The organism is Caulobacter sp. (genome assembly GCF_017744445.1).
GTDB lineage: Bacteria > Pseudomonadota > Alphaproteobacteria > Caulobacterales > Caulobacteraceae > Caulobacter.
In genome coordinates, this window is record NZ_JAGIBH010000021.1 from 1 (window position 1) to 17,158 (window position 17,158).

Consider the following 17,158-nt stretch of genomic DNA (forward strand, 5'->3'; position numbering starts at 1 on the left):
GCCGCCACCGCCGCCGCCGCCGCCACCGCCGCCGCCACCGCCGCCACCGCCGCCGCCGCCGCCGCCGCCGCCGCCTTCGCTGTTTTCAATTTGTTCTGTTATGTAGTCGTCGATGTCGTTCAAGAAGTCTTTAAGAACAGATATACTGCCCATGTCGTCCAGAAAGCCGACGGCGTCGAGAGCATCTGCGAGTTTTCCAGGGATGTGAGCGACATTTTTCATCGACTCCACCATACTGGTTTCGTTTGCATCGCTTTTCGCGTCTTGAAGGAAGGCGCTTAGCTTATCCGCCCCCTTTGTCACCTGATAAACTTCTACGGCTTTGACCGCAGCCTCGGTGCCCTTGTTGGGCGAGTTTGCCTTGATGAGCTCCGCTGCGTTCTTGACGTAGTCGCTACGGTCCGATGGGCCACCAGGCAGGTGGGGCAGGTCCTCGCTATCGCTCATTTTTCATAAACCCAGATCGATTAAAGGTTGAGCTAAGCCTTTCGTGCTGGTCCAGATTTATCAACCTTGGATTTATTAAACCTGTGGACGAATTTCGCACATCGATCACGCATTCAGCGCGCAATATTGGCCCTCGATTGCTCTGGATCCTCGTGAGCACGGCGCTGTTGACCGGCCTTGCCGCGTGCTCGGAGAGGCGCCCGGGTCACTATATTGTCTTCGCAAATCACTCGGTAATGGGCTCGGTGGAGATTTCAGATAGTAAAAAGCTCCCAACTCTTCACACGACGCTTGCGAAGCCAAAACTTGTCGACGGTAAATTTTCAAAACACCTAGTCCAGCCGGTAGAAGTTGACTGCAAGGCGCATAGGTTAAAGGTGCAGAGATCCTCCATCGTCGATAGCGCGGGGAGTGAGATCGCTGGCATCGAAGGTGAAAATTCTTGGAGCTCGCCCAAATCTGGGTCCTTGGAGGGGAAGGCGATAGAATTCGTGTGCGGGAGAAATTTGGAGAATCCAGACGCCGATAATTACGAGGATTTGTCGCTGATCTATGCCGTCAAGGTAAAGGGAAGTAATGAGTAATATTATTAGGATTTTAACTCGTGAATAGCGGGCCGTTGTGATCCCGTCGCCTTATCCTGATCGGCGCCTTGACGCATTTTTTGTCGCGATCTTACTCGCCTTGGGCGTCCTGATGCTCGTTACTGGCAATACTCATCCCCTGCGCGGGCCCTGGCGACCTAACTCTACGTTTCACGGATTTCGATGCTTCGATGACTGCCGCGATCATCGTGACGCCTACGCTTGGGCCGCTCGAAACGGCATTACTAGTCCGGCGCAATGCCGACACATTGCCCGCAGCTTTTCTGAAGGTTGTACCGCGTGGGCGCGTGAAGCTTCGAGCCGCCGCAGCCGAGAACGCCAGTCTTTTGATGCCGGGCTTTGATCTAGGTAGCTCAAGGGTCCGCGCGCTGGGATCGCCCATTTCGCGTGTGCAGATAGCCTCCAACGTCTGTTGCTGATCGGCGAAGATCATCCGGTCATGGCCTGAAGGTCCGCTTCCTAGAGGTGAGCCAATGGCTGCTTATGGCGCACCCGTCACCTGGCGGCCGCATGGCTCAACTCGATGGCGGTGATCTGCGCGGTGTGGTGCCGTTCGTATTTCAGCGGGTAGATCGCCCCCGGTAGGGCACGTGAATCGAGCGCTGCGCGTCTGGGTATGGCGCTTCCCCTTGGCGAAAAGTCGTGCGGCGCCCACCTTCCGACAGGCGGATCCGCACCGGTCTGCCTTTTTCCTGGCCACGCCATTGAGGCTGACACCAACCATGACCTTCGCCGCGCGCCTGCAGTTCAAACTCGGCAAGGGCCTGACCACCGACGCCGAGGCGCTACAAGGCCAGTTTGATGGTCGAGAGATCACCCTGAAGCCGCAGCTCGCCGGCGAGACGCTGCGCACCACCAAATTCTACATCCTCACCGCACCCGGCTTTTCCACGCCTGAGGCAGCCGAGGCCTTCGGTCGCCGGCTGCAGCGCGGGCTGGCGATCTCCGGCCTCCTCGCCAATGTCGGGGTCAATGTCGGCGAGGACAAACAGACCCTGTTCATGGCCCCAAGTTTTCTCAGGGCGGCTTTTCCCGACCATGCCGGCGAGTTCCGCTTTCCCATTTGGGGGTTGGAGGTCTACGACGAAACCAGGGATCCGAAGTGGGTCTACTTCGGCGCTGAAGCCACGGTTTCCGGCGATCCCGACCAGTTCCTGGCCGCGATCGACGCACAAAGCGCCCGTGTCGACGCTCTCAGCGAGACCCTGGTGCAGGCGCTCCAGCTGCTCAACGCGGCCGTGATGGCGCCCAACCCCGCCGCCCAACTCGTGCTGGGCATCGCCGCCATCGAGCTGCTCGCCAAGACCGAGGCCTGGTCACCGGCTCAGAAGGCCGCGGTCAAGCGCTACAAGGCCATGGCGTTGGAGGATAAAGCGCTCGCAGCCGAGGAGCGGGAAGAGGTCGCCGCCGCTATCGAGCGCATTTACAAAATTGGCGTCCTGGAAGCGAGTCGCCGCTTCATTCGGAGCGTGTGCCGGGAGGACCTGCTCGACGAATGGCAGGCGATCTACAAGCTCCGCAGCCAGATTTTCCACGGCCTATCGGCCTTCAAGGCCGACGATGTGAGCCTGCTAGCCGCGCGCACCCTGCCGATCGCCACCGCCCTTGTGACCGCGGCAGTCGAGCTGGCTCAGGCCGGCCCAGAGGAAAACTAGTCGAAGAAGCGCGGGCGGGTGGACGCCGACCACGCCGCTTCAGCCTGGCGGTAGAGCGCCTCGGCCATCTCGTAATCGATCGTGTGGGCGCTGTGCGGCATCGCGGTCACGAACCGGCGGATTTCCCAGGGCGCGAAAGAGAAATCCCGACGCAGGCCAAGCTTTCGCTTGGCGGCGCCGTCGGCCGAATTGCATTGCTCGCACATGACGGTCTCAGGAAACCGCGCCACAGCCGGCCCGGTCGCCCGACCGAAACGGACATCGTCGACGCCGTGATCGTGGTGGGTGTGATAGCCGCCGACCCAATCCTCGAAGGCGTTAGGCGTGCGTGGAAACCGGACCGCCCAGCGCAGGATTTCGAAAGGGGTTCGACCACAGCCCGGGCACGTCCATCCCTGCGGCAGACCCGCGTAGATATCGCGGCAATGGTGACCGTCGAACGCCTCGAAGTCCGCCAGGGTCGGCACCTTGACGGGGGCGATGTTTCTGCGGCTTGGCACGCGGGCTCCGGGGGCGATGGGCGAGGGACCTCGTCACCCAGAAGTCTAGCAGTCCCGGTCCTGCGGGAAAGCCTCGAGCCGACACGGCCCCACAGCGCTTCACGATCAACCAAGTCGACTTTCAACGCCCCATCGACGATTGGAAACCGCGCCTCGCCGATCGCGGTCGCCGTCGGCATCTGAGCTATTCGCTCGATTTCGATACGCGCGCCTTGATGCTTGAGGATCCCGAGCCTGGCTGGGACGAAGAACCCAAGCGGCTGCACTTGGAAAACCGCGCCTCCTTGATCGAGCATCTCGGCCAGGAGTTTGGAACCCGCTACCTCGACGGTAAGCTCAAGAACTTCGCCGCGATCAAGACTAAACCGTTCTCGATCCTGGCCTATCACAACCGCCTGTTTGACGAGGCGCGGACCGCCTTCGTGATGGGCGCTTACTATCCGGCGCTCGTGGGCGCCTGCGCCCTGGGTGAGCGGACCCTAAACCACCTCATTCTCGATCTTCGAGCCCACTACAGCCACACGCCCGAATACAAGAAGGTGGCGCGTAAGGACTCCTTCGACAACTGGAACCTGGCGATCGACACGCTGAAGGCCTGGGGAGTACTGCTCCCCGCCGCCGAAGCGCCGTTCCGGGCGCTGATGAAGCTGCGTCACACCGCGATCCACTTCAACGCCGGCACCTACGCGACCCTGCGCGACGACGCCCTCGCTGCGGTGCTTCACATGCGCGAGATCATCGATCAGCAGTTCAGCAGCTGGGGCCTGCGCCCGTGGTTCATCGAGGGCACGGCAGGATTCATCTTCATCAAGCGCGACTGGGAAGAGGACCCATTCGTGAAGACCTTCTTCCTGCCGCAGTGCCCGCTGGTCGGCCCCAACTTCGCGATCACCTTCGAGGGCGGTCTGCAGTATCACGACCAACACGACTACGGCGACGGCGTCTGGACCGACGAAGAGTTCGCCACGGCCTTCAACACCAGGTCGCCCGATGCCGTCGTCAGGCCGAGGTCGTGACGCCGGCGCGGGGCTTAGTCCGCCGGTATGGTTGGGCGCAAGCCCACGCAGATCGACATGCCTGCTGAGCCCATGCCCCGCGCTGGGCCCTGAAAGCAGGGCCGTGCTGGGCTCGCCAAGGCCAAGCCGCTTCCATGTTGGCGTCGATTCAGTCGGCCAGACCGTCGCACTCGTCGAGGGCGGCGAACAAGGCGTCATCGTAGCCACCCCTTCAGAGCACTGAATGTCGTCTTTCTGAGGTGCGCCAACGGCAGCAACTGGCGCACAGCCCAAGTCGCTGAGGGGCAGGTCAACCGGCTGGTCCAGACAGACCCGGCGGCGGGACGGTCTCGCCCTCTGGAGCGTCCGGGTCGCGTCCCTGGCTGCGATCGAGCCGGCGCATGATGGGCGTGACCGTCAGGCCATGGACGACGATCGACAGAAGGATGACCAGCGCCACGATCGCCCACAGCCGCTCGGCCTGCGGGAAGCGCGCATGGTTGAGGGCATAGGCGACATAGTAGATCGAGCCCACGCCGCGGATGCCAAAGAAGGCGATCGTCAGCTTTTCGCCGCGTTGAGCCTCCAGGCCCAGAAGGCCGATCAGGCCCGCGAGGGGACGCACGAGGAAAATGGTGGCCAAGGCCAGGCCCACGTCGATCCACGTCAGCGCCGCCAGGACGCCGCTGGTCAGGGCCCCGCCGAACAGCAACAGCAGGACCATCATTGCTAGCCGCTCGATCTGCTCGGTGACGTCATGCATCTCACGCTGGAAGTCATGCTCGCGATGGGCGTGACGCAAGGTCAAGGCGGTCACGAAGACGGCGAGGAAGCCGTAGCAATGGATCAGCTCGGTCAGGCCGTAGGACAGGAACGTGGCGGCGATGGCGATCAGGCCGTCGCCCGTGGCGGCCAGCTTGCTGTCGGAGGGAATGTGGAATGTCAGCCAACCGAACGCGCGCCCGACGAGCCACCCCCCCGCCACGCCCGCGCCGATCTCCCAAAGGACGTTGAACGTCAGCCAGTCGCCGAGCCAGGGCTTGCCGGTCGCGGCGGCCAGGGACAAGGCGATGGCGAGGTGCACGAACGGGAAGGCCAGGCCGTCATTCAAGCCCGCCTCCGACGTCAGGCCAAAGCGCGCCTCATCCTCCTCCCCCGCCTTGGGAGGGCCGACCTGGACATCGGAGGCCAACACCGGATCGGTCGGCGCCAAGGCCGCGCCGAGCAGGAGCGCGACCAACCAAGGCAGGCCAGCCAGGACGCCAAGTCCGGCGATGGCGGCGATGCAGAGGGGCATGGTCACGCCAAGCAGTCGCCACGTCACCCGCCAGCGACGGACTTCAAAGACCCTATCGATCTTCAGTCCCGCCCCCATCAAGGCGATGATCACGACGAACTCGGTGAAGCGCTCGGTGAACCGCGGATGCTCGCCGGGCAGAGGGCGCAACGCGATCGGCGCGAACCAGAACAGCGCCGCGCCTAGCGCGATGCAGATGATCGGCAGCGAAAGCGGTAGTCGGCGCAGCACCAGAGGCAGCCACGCCACCAGCGCGATCAGGAGGCCCGCGCCCGTCATGGCCAGGATGTAGGGCGACGGCGCAAGGTCTGGAAACAAGGTCATCGTCGCCAACGCGCCAGACGCCTGGGCGTTCGCATCGCGAGGTTGGCTAATCAACACGCCGCGAGACCAATCAGGCGCGCCGCGGACCACACGCAATCTGTCGGTTCCTGGATGTCCGTTGCCTGGAGATGCGCCAACATCACCCACGGGCGCCGACTTGCCATTTCGCCGACCGGCGTTCTAGACTCGCCTCACGCCGCTGAAAGCGCGGCGTCGGGGCGTGAGAACCTCGCTTGAACCAACCGCTTCGTGACCGGCTCCGCCCCGGCGCGACCGGTGTGCTGCGCCGGCGGCGCCGTCGATGACGGCCGCTCCACACTCAAGCATGGCCTCTCCAGGAGCCGGCATCCGCCGGTCCGCGCCCCCCCTGGAGGCGGACTTGGCTAGGCGACTGCGATCTGAAATCACGACATCACGTCCGGCGGGCAGGGCGCTTCAATGAGCCTGGACGCCGCCGATCCGATCGGCCGAGAGGCCGATGACCCCGCCCTGGCCGCCCGACGCCAGCTGGAGATCCTGTTCCGCCAGAAGGCCCCGGCGCTGGTCCGGTTCCTGCGCCGACGCACGGGTCAGGAGGAGGCCCAGGATCTGGCGCAGGAGGCCTTCCTGCGCCTGACCCGCGCGGCCGACAGCCGGGTCCTGCAAAAGCCGGAAGCCTATCTCGCCCGCATCGCCCGCAACCTGCTGCGCGACCGGGCCAAAAGCGTGTCGGGCTACCATGAACGCACCCACGCGGCCCTGGAGCCGGAACTGTATGCGGCCAATGACGGCGATCCTCATCTAGCCCTTGAGGCCCGTCAGCTGCTGGACCGGCTTGAACAGGCGATGATGCGGCTGCCAGCCAAGACCCGCGAGGTCTATCTGCGTCACCGGATCGACGATCAGCCCTATGCCGAGATCGCCCGCGATCTTGGGATCGGCGTTTCCGCCGTCGAAAAGCACATGATGAAGGCCATCGCCCTGGTCGACCGCCATCGCAAGCGGTCATAGGATCGCGCCATGATTTCGGGGACCGAAGAGCAACTACGCCAGGAGGCGGCCGGCTGGTTCGCGCGCATGCGTGGGCCTGGCGCCGAGGCCGCGCGCGCCGAATTCGATCAATGGCGCGCCGCGCCCGACCGCCAGGCCGCCTACGATCGTCTGCAGGCGCGCTACGAGGAGTCGGCGATCCTCGCGCAGTCGGGTCTGGCCGCCCTGCGCGTGAGGTCCACACCTGCCCGCCGGCGCCCGCCCCCGGCTGTGTGGTGGACGGCCGCGGCGGCCGCGGGCGTCGTGATCGCGGCCGGCGCCCTGACCCTGCGTCCGTGGTCTTCCACAATCGCGCCCGCGTCGCAGCGCTATGCGTCGGGACCCAATGAGATCCGCACCGTCTCGATCGCGCCCGGCGTGACCGCCGTGCTGGACGCCAACACCGTGTTGTCGGCCTCGACCGGCGAGCGGGCTCGGCTGGTCCTGGAGCGGGGACGCGCCCGCATCGACACCGCCCATCCCCTCGACGTGCGCACCGAGCAAACGACGTTCCACGCCGACCAGGCCGCATTCGACCTGCGCCGTGAAGGCGACCGGGTGGAGGTCGCCGCCCTGCGCGGCGCCGTCCAGGCCAACGCCGGTTCAAACCTGCTTCGTCGCGCCCGCACGCGGATCGAGCCTGGCCAGCGCCTTGTGCTGCGGGGCGCGCGGACGATCGTCTCTGGTTCCGCGCCCGCGCGCGACCGCGACTGGCCTACCGGCCTGCTGTTCTTTGACGAGACCCCGCTCGACCAGGTCCTGGCCGAAGCCAATCGGTATGGCGCTCAGAAGATCCGGCTTTCGGACCCAAAGCTCCGGAGCCTCAGGGTCAATGGGGCCTTGAAGGTGACCGACCACCAAGGCCTGGCCAGAGCCTTGGCCGCCGCGCTCGGCCTCAATGTCGACAGCGGCCCAGGCGGTGATCTCGTCTTGACCCGCGCCGCCGCCTGACACGGCGACGTCGTTTTTGTGAAAGTTTTTTGTGAGGGACCGCAGGCCCCTCTCGTCAGAGCCCCACGAACCGCCGCGAGCACCGCGGCCATCGGGTTTGGGGGCCCTCATGCGCAACACCGTCTATCGCCTTCGCAGCGGCCTCATGGCCACGGTCGCCGCGACCGTCCTGGTCGCCGCTTCGCCCGTCCTGGCCGCGCCCGTCGCGCCGCAGGGCGAGGCAAGACCCTACGATCTGAAGGTCCAACCTCTGGCCCAGGCCCTGGCGGATGTCGCCCGGATCAGCGGTCGCCAGGTCGTCGTCTCCTCGGCCCTGGTGCGCGGCAAGTCCGCGCCGGCGCTGAGCGGCCGCTACACCGCCGATGAAGCCTACGCCGCCGTGCTCTCGGGCTCGGGCCTGAAACTGACGCTGGTCGGCGACACCCTTGTGGTGAAGGACGCCGGCGCTCCCCAGGGGGAGCCGCAGGCCGGCGACGCTGAGGTCCTGTCGGAACTCGTCGTCACCGGCACGCGAATCCGGGGCGCCGCGCCGGTCGGCACGAACCTGATCACCATCGGTCGAGATGACATCGCCACCAGCGGATACGCCACGACCCAGCAGATCGTGCAGGCCATCCCGCAGAACTTCGGCGGCGGCGCCAACGACACGACCTACAGCTACAACAATCGCAACAACGCTTTGAACAACGCCGCTCTGGGGTCGAGCATCAACCTCCGCGGGCTGGGCGCGGAATCCACCCTGGTCCTGATCAACGGCGTCAGACCGGCCATGGGCGGCATCGCCGGGATGTTTTCCGACGTCTCGCTGATCCCGACGACCGCCATCGAGCGTGTCGAGGTGCTTCCAGACGGGGCGTCGGCGCTCTACGGATCAGATGCTGTTGGTGGCGTGGTCAACTTCGTGCTTCGCAACCGCTTCGAGGGCGTGGAGGCCCGCGCGCGTTACGGTACAGCAGACGGTGACTTCAGCGAGTACCAGGCGGGCTTGGTATTTGGGCGCTCCTGGCGAGGCGGCCATGCCACGGTCGCCTACGAGGTCTATGATCGCGGACGCCTGAGCGCGTTCGACCGCGACTTCGCCCGCGAGGACCTGCGCGCGCTGGGCGGAGCCGACAATCGCAAGGCCTATGGCGCGCCCGGCACGCTGGTCGCTGGCGGCAAGACCTTCGCCATCCCGCCGGGGCAGAACGGCATCGGGCTCACGCCAAGCCAACTGGTCGCTGGTACGTTCAACGCCACCGATCAGCAGGCCCAGATCGATCTCCTGCCGGCGCAGCGCCGACATAGCGTCTATGTCGCCGCGCAACAGGATCTCGGCGAGGACACGGAAATCTTTGGGCGGCTGCTCTATGCCGACCGCACCTTCGATCGGCGATATGTCGACTCGACCGCGGCCCGCAGTGTCACGGTTCCCGTCACCAATCTCTACTATGTCGACCCGATCGGCACACGCGCCCCGGTCGCGGTGCAGTACGACTTTGGCGGTGATCTTGGCGTCGCGCGCAATCGCGGGCGCGCCCAGGCCTACAACGCAGAGGCGGGCCTCTCCCGACGGTTCGGCGCCTGGTCGGCGACGGTTGGCGTGGGTTACGGGCGTCAGCGCGACGCCTGGTCCTTCACCGAGCTCAACACCGCCAAACTTGCCCAGGCGGTCGCCTCGACCAATCCGGCCACGGCCTACAACCTGTTTGGCGGTCCAGGATCCAACAGCCTGGCCATCGTCGACGCCATTCGAGGCTATGACGGCGCGAAGGGCGTGTTCGAGGTGTGGTCCGGCGCGCTGCGAATGGACGGACCCTTGTTCGCGCTTCCCGCGGGCCAAGCACGCCTTGCCGTTGGCGGCGAGTGGCGGTCGGAAGAGTTCAAGCAGGTCTCGAAGTCGTTCTACAACACGCTCACCCCGTTCGAGCGGATCATCGATTATCCCGGAGCGCGACAGATCTCGGCCGCCTATGCCGAGCTTCGCCTGCCCCTTGTCGGGCCGACGATGGCGTGGGCGCGCGGACAAAGCCTGGACCTGTCCTTGGCGGGCCGCATCGAGCGCTACAGCGACGTCGGCGACACCGCCAACCCAAAGATCGGCCTCGACTGGCGCCCCATAAGGTCCCTGACCGTCCGGGGCAGCTTTGGCACGTCCTTCCGAGCGCCGAGCTTCCAGGACCTTCGGTCCGGCGCGTCGGTCACTTCGTACCAGACCGCAGCGCTGTCGGACTCCGCTTCCCCGACCGGAACCAGCAAGGTCCTGGTCCTGATCGGCAATATCCCCGACATCGGTCCCGAGAACGCCACGACCTGGTCGGCGGGCTTTGACTACAGGTCCCGGATCGTCCCGGGCCTGACCGCCAAGGCGACCTATTTCAGCATCGACTACCAGGACCGCTTGGCGAATGTGAACGCCAACGTGCTGGCCATCCTGACGAACCGGGCCTTCTACGCCAGCCTGATCACCGACAAGCCGACGCCCGCGCAGCTCGCGCCCTATTTCTCCAGCCCCTATTTCCGCAACAGCCCCAACTACGCGGTCTCCGACATCGCCGTCATCGTTGATGTTCGCAATCGCAACCTCTCGACCGTCAAGGAACGCGGCCTCGACATCGATCTTGGCTACGGCTTTGCCCTGAAAGGCGGGCAGGTAAGCCTCGGCCTGGCGGGGACCTACATTTTCGACCTCCGCCAACGGATCACCGATACGTCGCCCCAGGCCAACATGGTCGGCAATGTCGGATTTCCGGCCGAGCTGCGCTTGAGAGCTCGCGCGAGCTACGCCGTCGGCGGCTGGTCGGCTTCGACGGGGATCAACTTCATCGACGGCTACACAAATCAGTTGGTCACGCCCATCAAGCCGGTCGCAAGCTGGACGACTGTCGACGCCCGGTTGGCCTATCGCTGGCCTTCGGGAGCGACCATCGCGCTCTCGGCCACCAACCTGTTCGATCGTGATCCGCCCTTCGCGGAAATCCGATCGACCTATTCGGCGATCGGCTACGACGGCGAAAAGGCCAGCCCGATCGGCCGCCTTGTGGCAATTGAAGTCTCGAGGTCGTGGTGAAGCTTAGTCTGAAGCTCACTGCGCTGATCGCGCTGACGTTCGGGACCGCCCACGCCGCTCCGCCCACGCTGCGCCAGCTGGTCGAATTGCACGATCTGTCCAGCCTGGCCGCTTCCCCCGACGGCCGATGGATCGCCTATCGTGAAGACGTGGCCTCGGTGGACGCCAATCGGCTGACCCAGACGTGGTGGGTCGCCCCCACCGACGGAGCCACGCCGCCGCGACGGCTGGCGGATGGCGGTGCGGCGCTGTGGAATGCGGCGGGCGTGGCGCTGACCGACCCACCGGCCTGGTCGCGCGATGGACGCTTTCTCTACTACCGGGCGCTGATCGACGGCCAGGTCGGCGTCTGGCGCGTCAGTCCGACTGAGGGCACGGCCCGCCTTGTTATTCAGGACCCCGCGGACGTTGAAACTTTCGATCTCGGCGCGGATGGCCAGCTCACCTACTCCGTCGGGCCAACCCGCGCGGAAATCCTGGCCGAGGAGCGCCGCCAAGCAGACGAAGGCATGCTGATCGACAACAAGGTCGACCTCGCCCAAAGCCTGCTCGACGCCGTTGAGATCAACGGTCGTCCCGCCGTGCAGCGATTTACCGGAAAGTGGTTCTGGCGCACCGGCATCCTGGGCGATCGGCCCAAGGCCGAGCGGACGGTCGCGCTCGGCGCCGACGGCTTGGCGCTCGGTCAGCCCGTCTCGGCGCCGAGCCCCGGCGTGGACCAGATCGATCGCGACCTCGTCTCCCGCGACGGTTTCGGTAAGATCACGCTGAAGCAACGTCCATCCGGGTCGGACCTCGCTGTCACCCGCGCCGACGGGCGGTCCATGTCCTGTCCCGCCACGGTGTGCGGCGCTGACAAGGTCGCGGCCGCCGCCTGGCGTCCCGGTCACGACCAGGTTGTGCTCATGCTGTCGGACGCGTTTCGGGCCAATCGGCTGACGCTCTGGGAGCCGGCCACGGGTCTGGCCCACGAGATCTACCGCGCGAAGGGCTCGCTGCAGGGCGGGGCGACAAACACCGCGCCGTGCGCGATCACACGCGAGGCGGCGATCTGTGTCGCTTCCGAGGCCATCAGCCCACCCCGTCTGATCCGGATCGATCTGGAGACGAGCAAGACCAAGGTGCTGGCCGAGCCGAACACCGCCTTGGACCACGGCGGGCTTGAGGCGCGGCCGTTGCAATGGACGACGGCGACCGGCGCGGCCTTCACCGGTCAATTGTTGACGCGCGCCAGCGCGCCACGTTTTACGCCGCTCTTCCTGACCTACTACAACTGCCGCGGCTATCTGCGGGGCGGCACGGGCGACGAGTGGCCGTTGATCGCTCTGGCGCAAGCGGGGATGGCGGTCCTTTGCATCAACAAGCCCACGCCCGTTAGCGATGAACAGGATGCTGTCGCCGACTACGAGCGGGCCGCGTCGGGAATCTCGGCCATTGTCGAACAGCTGGCCGCGCAAGGCGTGATCGATCCTAAAAGGGTCGGCATGGGCGGCCATAGCTTTGGGAGCGAAGTCACCACCTGGGTCGCGACCCACACCTCGCTGCTGTCGGCCGCCTCGATCAGTTCGCTTCAGCTCGAGCCCACCTACTATTGGCTCAATGGCGTGGCCGGTCGTGATGTCTGGGCCGGCCTGCGCTCGGCCTGGAAGCTTGGCGCGCCCGATGAAACGCCTGACCGCTGGCGCGCGCTATCGCCGGCCGCCAATCTGGCCAAGCTGCAGGCGCCGTTGCTGATGCAGCTTCCGGAACAGGAATTGCGCGCCTCGATCGAGCTGGTCGCGCGGGCCTCGCATGGCCCGACGCCGAACGAGGTCCGCGCCTTCGCGCGAGAGCCCCATATTCTCACTCAGCCGCGCCATCGGCTGTCGGCCTATGAACGCAATCTCGACTGGTTTCGGTTCTGGCTTCTAAGCGAGACGGATCCGGCGCCGGAAAAGGCCGAGCAGACCAAGCGGTGGCGTGAAGCGGCCGAACGCTGGCGGTCCACGCGATCGCCACCGTGAGCTAGGGATCCCAGCCGCGCGCCCAGACCTCGGTGTCGACCAAAAGAAAGACCTTCATCAAAGTTGCGCTCGGCAGTTGCTCGGCGCCAAGAACCTCGAAAAGGCGCTCGCGATCCAAGAGACCGTCCTGCGCGAGGCGCCCATCGCCCAGGAAGGCGCGTAACTGAGGCCGTACCTGACGATAGACCGAAGCTGCGAACCCGCCGAGCCCACCTTTCGTCGCGCGAAGGCGGACGCGCGCGGGCAACAGGTGCGCGAAGGCCTGGCGTGCGACCGCCCGGTTCTGGCCGCCCTCCACCCACATCCAGGTTGGGATTCGCAGGCAGAGCTCGACCATCGGCTGGGCCATCATTGGGGCAATGATCGCTCCGGCCTGCGCATGGGCATAGCGGTCGAGGAAGGCATGCGCGACCAGGATCGCCCGCACATGGTCGCGCTTTCCGGGCAGCACGGAGGAAGGCGCATCGAACCAGGGGTGCTCCGGCGGCGCGACATCGACGTCGCGGTTCAGCAGCAGGGGCTGGCGATCCCAACCCTGGACCGGCGGCCTCAGCGCCTTGGCGATGCTGAGTTGAGCGGCGCGCCACATGGTGCAGCCGTGGACGCGCGCCAGATCACCGATGGTCGTCCAGGATCGTGATCCAGGGCCGTACACCCGCAGCGCGTCTGCGCCTGGGCCCGCGGTGCTGATGCCGCACAGGACATTGTCGCCGCCCAGACCGCTGAAGAACGCGCTCGCCTGGGCGACTTGAGCCGTATCGATGATCTGCTGCTCAATGGCCTGCAGATAGACGTGGGCGCCCGGACGCGGCAGCCGGCCCGGACGGCGAACCTCCAGGTCCGACCTGGCCGCGACCGTCGCCTCGACCAGCCGTAGGCTCGCCGCCTCGGCGGTCAGCCGCGCATAGTCACGCTCGTCGCCATCGGCCTCCACCGTTACGATGTTGATCGCCGACATGCTGGGTGTCTTTGGCAGGCAGAGCGCGATCAGCGACGAATCCAGCCCGCCGGACAGTTCCAGGAGGCTACGGGGGTAGGCTCTTCCCCACAGCGACACGACCCGTTCAAGCGTGCGACGCAGCTGATCGCGCGCGACCCCGATGCTGTCGATCCGCAACGCCTTGTCCGCGAAGGTCCAAGGCGTCCACAGCTGGGTTTCGCTTACCCCCCCATGGCGCCAGGTCAGGCGCGCGCCGGCCGGGAGTTCCTCCACGCCGACGAGACCGGTCCTGCGACCTCGAATCTGAGGATAGGCCAGCATCTGCGCGACGCCGCCCTTGTCGCGTACGAAGCCAAGACCCGAGGCCCGTTCGGCGAGCGCGAGATCGGAGGTCAGAATGTCGAGGCCCGAGGCGTTCAAGCGCCAGGTCTGAAGCGCTCCCGACGGGTCGCGGACCACATCAAGCCGCCCTTCGGCCGGAAGGATCGCGACGTAGGCGCCCCAATAGGCTTTCGGCAAACAGGCGCCCTGCGAGCCTAGGATCTCGGCCGCCGCGTCGCGATCGAACGCCTCGATCCGCTCGCCACTTCGCTGGCTGAAGACGATCCCAAGCAACGCGCCGCGTTCCCCGACCTCGATGACCGACGCATCGGGATCAACAAAAAGGGCGTAGCCCTCGCCTTGGAGGATCAGCTTCAGTTTGGACAGCGCCAACGTGGCGTGTCGCGCCAAGTCGGCGTTGCGAGTTTCCCAGCGAAGGAAGATGAAGCCCATCTCAGAGCGCCAAGATGGGGGTATGGGAGCGCGCTCTGTGCAACGCGTCGTTCAGCACCAGGCCATCGGCCTGCACCCAGCAGTGGGCGCTGAACGGGTCCAGCGCCACACCGAAGACCAAGGTCGGATAGAAGCCCAGGGGCTCTAGATAAGACAGCAGCGCCAGGGAGTCGTGGAGACAGACCGGCGCGATCGGCACGAACCGACGCGCGGCAAGGAATTGCGACACCGCCTTACAAAGGTCCAACGTAGCCGCGCCGGCCGTTCCCGCCGGGCGTCGAGCGCGCCGCTGATCCAGCTGCTTCACGACCTCGGCGAACGGACGTCTTTCAACCGCGCGGCGCGCCGCAAACAATCGCCGGCCAACGCGCAGCACTTGGCTCAGCGTCGTATCGCCAATCTGACCATCTTCGAGATAGCTTGACGTCGGCGTCGGTACGTCCAGGACGCGGGTACGCTCCCCGTCGGCCAGTAGTCCGCGCCGGAGCAGCCGCTGGAGGTCGTCGGCCGAGGCGGGCCCGTCACCGTCGCCGACAAATCGACGAAAAGCGGCATTCAGGGCCAATGGCAGGGTGAAATAACGGTTTCGGGACGCATCCAGGATCGCGATGCGGTCCTGGATCGTGCAGAAGCCGATGTGATCGGGAACGGTCAGCGTCATGAGGAAAGGGGCCGCGGCGAGCGCACGGCCCCTCCCGCGCTCAGTCTTCGGAGATGCCGGTCGGCTCTTGGCCGATCCCCAGCTCGAACACGTCGGGCTGAGCGCCCTTCGTCTCGACGCTGACAGCGCCCAGGTCGACCAGGGCGTCTTCGATGTGGTCTTCGATCCGTTGCATGACGGTCTCCTTGTCTAAGTCACGCCACCGTGACGGTTGTACGGTGCGACCAGAGGTGGAGAACCCCCAGGGAATAACGCCAGAATTTTCCGATTATTCCGCCGGGCGAGGGCGCGGATCGCGATCATCGAGACCGTGCAATCGCCGGGTGATCGCCGACACTAGGCGAAGGCGACGGCGGTGATAAGCGACCAGCCCTTGGCGAAGGCTCGCCAGAGCGCCGTCGCTTGCCAAGCTGCGAAGCTCGCGAGTCTCTTCCTCGAATTCCGGGATCAGATCGAGCTCGACGCACCGCGCCCGGTGCAGGCGATCGCTGGCGCCGGCCAGCGCCCATTCGACCTCGACATTGCCGCTGCGCGCGGCCAGCCGGGCGAAGAGATCCTCCAAAGCCCGGATCGGCGCGTCGCCGTTGCCCTGATCCTCCAGGATCGGCGGCTCGGCCGTCACCGTCCGGGCGGCGTTGACCAGCAAGGCGAGGTTCCACTGGTAGAGGTCGGAGAGGTCCGGCTCGGTGACGCGGGCGAGGGAGAAGCCCTCGCCCTGATGGCTGGTCAGCAGCCGCTCGCCAACCAGGCGATGCAGCGCCGCGCGCACGGGCGTGGCGCTGGCGCCAAACCGCCGCGTCAGGTCCGGGACGTCCACACGTTCGCCGGGGCGCAGCGCGCTTTCGGACAACAAGAAGGTCTTGATCGCGAGGTAGACCCGTTCGCCGGTTCCAGGCCGGTCGATCATCAGCGTTCTCCCAGGGCGCCTTTCCCCGAGAAGCACGCCGACCCACGATCGCCCGCGCGGCTGAACCGCACAAAGCATCCGCCAAGGGTCGGGAGCATGACCGGTTCGGCGCCGAAGAGCACCCCGCCGGAATTCACGGGTCAGAATTGGGGGATTAGGTTGGTGTGCTGGCTGAAGGTCATGACGCGCCGGATGCGATCCGCGCCGAGCGGATCGCCAACCAAACCACGCCCCCGTCAAAGCAGGCCCGACGCCCGGAAGCTGACGACGCCCTCGGCGCCGATCACCACATGGTCGTGGATCGTTACGCCCAGCACCTTGCCCGCCTGGGCAAGGGATTTGGTCATGGCGATGTCCTCGCGGGACGGGGTCGGATCGCCCGAAGGATGATTGTGGGCCAGCACCATCGCCGACGCGCCGCACTCAAGGGCGCGGGCCATCACCTCGCGGACATAGACCGGCGCATGGTCGACCGTTCCTCGTCCCAGCCGCTCGACGACGATCAAGTGGTTCTTCTTGTCGAGAAAGGCCGCCCACACCTCCTCGTGCGGCAGCCCGCGCAGCCGGACGCGGAAGAAGGCCGTCACGGCGCTAAACGAGCTCAGGGACTCCCGCCGCGCCAGACCGCCGAGGACCAGACGTTCGGCGACCTCGCGGAGCATCTTAAAGGCGCTGATCGTGTCAGGCTCGACATGCCGGCGCAGTTCAGCGGGGCTGGCCCCAAGGACGCCGGCCAATCCGCCGAACCGATCGACCAGGCGCTCGGCAAGGCCCATCCCCGCTCGGCGATCACTCGGCCCCAGATGAAGCGCCAGGAGTTCGGCGTCCCGCAGCGTGTCTGGCCCCGAACGCGCGGCCAGAACCAGGAGGCGCTGATGGGTGGCGGCGCCGGTGACGTGACCGCGTCCGACGGGCGCGTCGGCGACAGCGCACCCGCCGTCCGCGATCGGCGACGTCGCGGGGAGAGAGGCCAGGGCAGGGGAGACGGACATGGCGATGTTCCAGTCTGACGGCGCCGAACCCGATGTCCGGATCGCTCGCC

14 protein-coding genes are annotated in these 17,158 nt (G+C 66.0%); 6 read left to right on the plus strand and 8 right to left on the minus strand.

Annotated elements, in window-relative coordinates; translation table 11 throughout:
- A partial coding sequence (locus tag J7528_RS21905) for a hypothetical protein (protein ID WP_291878963.1) occupies nucleotides 1-447 on the minus strand: 447 nt, incomplete at its 3' end.
- A 1,327-nt stretch (nucleotides 448-1,774) separates the two neighbouring features.
- Between J7528_RS21905 and J7528_RS21910 the strand changes: the two genes are divergently transcribed.
- The gene (locus tag J7528_RS21910) at nucleotides 1,775-2,707 is read left to right on the plus strand and encodes a hypothetical protein (protein WP_291878965.1); all 933 of its coding nucleotides are present in this window, start codon (nucleotides 1,775-1,777) and stop codon (nucleotides 2,705-2,707) included.
- Here J7528_RS21910 and J7528_RS21915 read toward each other — a convergent pair.
- Nucleotides 2,704-3,174: a hypothetical protein gene (locus tag J7528_RS21915; protein WP_291878967.1), complete on the minus strand. Its 471-nt coding sequence runs from the start codon at nucleotides 3,172-3,174 to the stop codon at nucleotides 2,704-2,706. The two genes, J7528_RS21910 and J7528_RS21915, sit on opposite strands and share 4 nt — an antisense overlap.
- Before the next feature lie 317 nt (nucleotides 3,175-3,491).
- On the opposite strand from J7528_RS21915, the gene J7528_RS21920 reads away from it, so the two are divergent.
- Nucleotides 3,492-4,223 carry a hypothetical protein gene (locus J7528_RS21920; protein ID WP_291878969.1) on the plus strand — a complete coding sequence of 244 codons (732 nt, stop codon included), beginning with the start codon at nucleotides 3,492-3,494 and terminating at the stop codon, nucleotides 4,221-4,223.
- 289 nt (nucleotides 4,224-4,512) lie between these two features.
- Here J7528_RS21920 and J7528_RS21925 read toward each other — a convergent pair whose 3' ends face one another.
- On the minus strand, nucleotides 4,513-5,823 hold the full coding sequence (locus J7528_RS21925; protein WP_291878971.1) for a cation:proton antiporter: 1,311 nt from the start codon (nucleotides 5,821-5,823) through the stop codon (nucleotides 4,513-4,515).
- A gap of 438 nt (nucleotides 5,824-6,261) precedes the next feature.
- Here J7528_RS21925 and J7528_RS21930 point away from each other — a divergent pair, with 438 nt between their 5' ends.
- The 4 genes from J7528_RS21930 to J7528_RS21945 all read left to right on the plus strand — a co-directional run bounded on the left by J7528_RS21930 (nucleotide 6,262) and on the right by J7528_RS21945 (nucleotide 12,834).
- Nucleotides 6,262-6,813 (plus strand): RNA polymerase sigma factor, encoded by a 552-nt coding sequence (locus J7528_RS21930; RefSeq protein ID WP_291878973.1) that lies wholly within the window; start codon nucleotides 6,262-6,264, stop codon nucleotides 6,811-6,813.
- 9 nt (nucleotides 6,814-6,822) lie between these two features.
- On the plus strand, nucleotides 6,823-7,782 hold the full coding sequence (locus tag J7528_RS21935) for a FecR domain-containing protein (RefSeq protein WP_291878975.1): 960 nt from the start codon (nucleotides 6,823-6,825) through the stop codon (nucleotides 7,780-7,782).
- Between the two features lie 109 nt (nucleotides 7,783-7,891).
- Nucleotides 7,892-10,831 (plus strand): TonB-dependent receptor, encoded by a 2,940-nt coding sequence (locus J7528_RS21940; protein WP_291878977.1) that lies wholly within the window; start codon nucleotides 7,892-7,894, stop codon nucleotides 10,829-10,831.
- Complete coding sequence (locus J7528_RS21945; protein WP_291878979.1) at nucleotides 10,828-12,834, plus strand: Atxe2 family lasso peptide isopeptidase; 2,007 nt, start codon at nucleotides 10,828-10,830, stop codon at nucleotides 12,832-12,834. Before J7528_RS21940 ends, J7528_RS21945 begins: the two co-directional genes overlap by 4 nt.
- A 1-nt stretch (nucleotide 12,835) precedes the next feature.
- Here the strand turns inward: J7528_RS21945 and J7528_RS21950 are convergent, their stop codons facing one another.
- The 5 genes from J7528_RS21950 to radC form a co-directional block, all read right to left on the minus strand.
- A complete protein-coding gene (locus tag J7528_RS21950; protein ID WP_291878982.1) occupies nucleotides 12,836-14,548 on the minus strand; it encodes an asparagine synthase-related protein in 1,713 nt (570 codons plus the stop codon).
- A gap of 1 nt (nucleotide 14,549) precedes the next feature.
- A complete protein-coding gene (locus tag J7528_RS21955; protein ID WP_291878984.1) occupies nucleotides 14,550-15,209 on the minus strand; it encodes a lasso peptide biosynthesis B2 protein in 660 nt (219 codons plus the stop codon).
- 40 nt (nucleotides 15,210-15,249) lie between these two features.
- The gene (locus J7528_RS21960; RefSeq protein WP_291878986.1) at nucleotides 15,250-15,384 is read right to left on the minus strand and encodes a benenodin family lasso peptide; all 135 of its coding nucleotides are present in this window, start codon (nucleotides 15,382-15,384) and stop codon (nucleotides 15,250-15,252) included.
- A 93-nt stretch (nucleotides 15,385-15,477) separates the two neighbouring features.
- Nucleotides 15,478-16,116: a GntR family transcriptional regulator gene (locus J7528_RS21965; protein WP_291878988.1), complete on the minus strand. Its 639-nt coding sequence runs from the start codon at nucleotides 16,114-16,116 to the stop codon at nucleotides 15,478-15,480.
- A 236-nt stretch (nucleotides 16,117-16,352) separates the two neighbouring features.
- Nucleotides 16,353-17,108: a DNA repair protein RadC gene (gene radC / locus J7528_RS21970; RefSeq protein WP_291878990.1), complete on the minus strand. Its 756-nt coding sequence runs from the start codon at nucleotides 17,106-17,108 to the stop codon at nucleotides 16,353-16,355.
- Between the last annotated feature and the right edge of the window lie 50 nt (nucleotides 17,109-17,158).

Coding starts and splice junctions, on each gene's coding strand:
- J7528_RS21910 (WP_291878965.1), top strand. CDS start 1,775: ATGACCTTCGCCGCGCGCCTGCAGTTCAAACTCGGCAAGGGCCTGACC.
- J7528_RS21925 (WP_291878971.1), bottom strand. CDS start 5,823: ATGACCTTGTTTCCAGACCTTGCGCCGTCGCCCTACATCCTGGCCATG.
- J7528_RS21930 (WP_291878973.1), top strand. CDS start 6,262: ATGAGCCTGGACGCCGCCGATCCGATCGGCCGAGAGGCCGATGACCCC.
- J7528_RS21935 (WP_291878975.1), top strand. CDS start 6,823: ATGATTTCGGGGACCGAAGAGCAACTACGCCAGGAGGCGGCCGGCTGG.
- J7528_RS21940 (WP_291878977.1), top strand. CDS start 7,892: ATGCGCAACACCGTCTATCGCCTTCGCAGCGGCCTCATGGCCACGGTC.
- J7528_RS21950 (WP_291878982.1), bottom strand. CDS start 14,548: ATGGGCTTCATCTTCCTTCGCTGGGAAACTCGCAACGCCGACTTGGCG.
- J7528_RS21955 (WP_291878984.1), bottom strand. CDS start 15,209: ATGACGCTGACCGTTCCCGATCACATCGGCTTCTGCACGATCCAGGAC.
- J7528_RS21960 (WP_291878986.1), bottom strand. CDS start 15,384: ATGCAACGGATCGAAGACCACATCGAAGACGCCCTGGTCGACCTGGGC.
- J7528_RS21965 (WP_291878988.1), bottom strand. CDS start 16,116: ATGATCGACCGGCCTGGAACCGGCGAACGGGTCTACCTCGCGATCAAG.
- radC (WP_291878990.1), bottom strand. CDS start 17,108: ATGTCCGTCTCCCCTGCCCTGGCCTCTCTCCCCGCGACGTCGCCGATC.